We start from the raw sequence: 1,910 nt of genomic DNA on the forward strand, positions 1-1,910 counted from the left end.
TGGTTGGCGATCGCCCGCGAGTCCGGACGGGCGGAACCAGCCCCGCGGCGGCACTCCTTCACGCTCACCGACACGTTGTCGGGTGCGCCTGTCGGACCTGGGCGGGAACGTCGAAGCCCTGCACGACCGGATACGGGAACACCCGCACGAGGCCCTGCCGTCATCGGCCACCGAACACCCTGCCGTCGTTGACGACCGTTGACGACGCTCTACCGTTCCGTGCCCCAAGTGCAATACGCGGACCGCGTCCTGGAGATCTCCCGTCCCGCGCACGCCCCCCTCGAGGCCGCGGCCGACAGGGGAGCGTCTGCGTCGGTTGCCGTCGTGGAGCGCTCCCCGGCACAAGAGCGCGGGGGAGCGACCAAGGGATCGTGGGCGAACCTGATGGTCAGCCCCGAAGGGGTCGTCGACCCGGACGTCATCCAGCGCGTCATCGACTCCCACCCGGACGTCGACGAGACGTATTTCCGCACGCTTGAAGCAGCGGCCGGCGAATCGGTGCGATGGCTGGAGAAACACGGGGTGTCCGTCGCCCACGCACCCTCCGGCTTCGCCATGGAGGCGACGTACGGAGCCACCGTCGGCGGCGGGCACGCCATCGTCGAGGCGCCGGCACAGGCGGTCGAACGGTATCCGGCTGCGGAGTTCCACTACGAGACGGAGGCCGTACGGCTCTGCACGGACGACGCGGGCCGGGTCAACGGCGTCCTCGTGCGGGGCCCGGACGGGCTCGTGCGCACCCTCTCGTCCGGCAGTGTGGTCCTTGCCTGCGGCGGATTCGAGGGCAACTACGAGATGCGGGGTGCCCTACGGGATCATCGTCAACCAGGCCGGCGAACGATTCGTCGACGAGGGCAGCCGTGCCTTGGAGGACGCCAAGACCTTCGCCATCCCCGGCTTCGACCAGCTCAATCAGACGGACCTCGTCCCGGTCGAGGCCGAATCGATCCGCGACCTGGGACGGGAGCTCGGACTCGACCCGGAGAAACTCGAGAACACCGTCTCAACGTTCAACACGTCCGTGCAGGACGGTGAATTCGACGTGTCGCGGCGCGACGGGAAGCGCACGACGGGGTTGGCCATCGACAAGACCAACTGGGCGCGCACCATCTCCGAAGGCCCGTTCCGTGCGTACCCGGTGAAAACCGCGGTCACCTTCACCTTCGGCGGTGTCCGCACCGACATCCGTGCCCGGGTACTGACCCCCGGCGGAACGCCCATTCCACAGCTGTACGCCGCCGGGGTCGCCACCGGTGTGTGGTACCGGGAGTACCCGGGGGCTCTCTCGGTCCTGCGCTGTCTGGTGTTCGGACGAATCGCGGGCTGTGAAGCCGCAGGAGCACTTCAGCGCTGAGTGGCCGAGCTGATGGCAAGCTTGTATCCACGCTCCGACCTCCTTTGGCTATGGCGTCCTTCGCAGGTCCCCGACTCCGTTGGCCGTCCACGTGTCGAGCCCATCTGGGCTGTTGCCGTGTGCGCGGCGGGGGCGTCGCGGGTCGGGTACGGCGTACGCGGCTCCCCTCGTGTGGAGTCGCTTAGGCCGAACGCGGCCCGGGACACCCGGCGCGGCGCCGGGACGGTCATCGCGTCCGGGCGCCGCCGTCGGGTGTGGTGAGGAATTCGGCGAGGTGTACCGCGCGCACGCGGGATTTGCGGCGACGCAGGCCGGTGCGCAGTTGGCGCAGGCAGCCCGGGTTGACCGCGATCACGACGTCGGCTCCGGTCGCCTCGATCGCGTCCAGTTTGCGGTCGAGGATGCGGCGGGATTCGATCGGGCGCAGGAGCGAGTAGGTGCCGGCCGCGCCGCAGCAGTCGCTCGCGCCCGGGGTTTCCACGAAGTCCGCCACCGCCGACAGGATCTTGCGTGGTTCGCGCCATACGCCCAGGCCGTTGCGCAGGTGGCAGGAGTC

The 1,910-nt window shown here is 69.4% G+C and carries 2 protein-coding genes; one reads left to right on the forward strand and one right to left on the reverse strand.

Annotated features, from left to right (window positions below; all coding sequences use genetic code 11):
• Nucleotides 1-754 precede the first annotated feature (754 nt).
• Entirely contained in the window at nt 755-1,354 is a 600-nt protein-coding gene (locus GT354_RS54505; RefSeq protein ID WP_346012180.1) for an FAD-binding protein, read from the forward strand.
• A gap of 226 nt (nt 1,355-1,580) precedes the next feature.
• Here GT354_RS54505 and GT354_RS26305 read toward each other — a convergent pair.
• Nucleotides 1,581-1,910: (Fe-S)-binding protein (locus GT354_RS26305; RefSeq protein WP_161358857.1), on the reverse strand; the 330-nt coding region annotated here is incomplete at its 5' end.

Source organism: Streptomyces sp. SID3343, from assembly GCF_009865215.1.
Classification (GTDB): Bacteria; Actinomycetota; Actinomycetes; order Streptomycetales; family Streptomycetaceae; genus Embleya.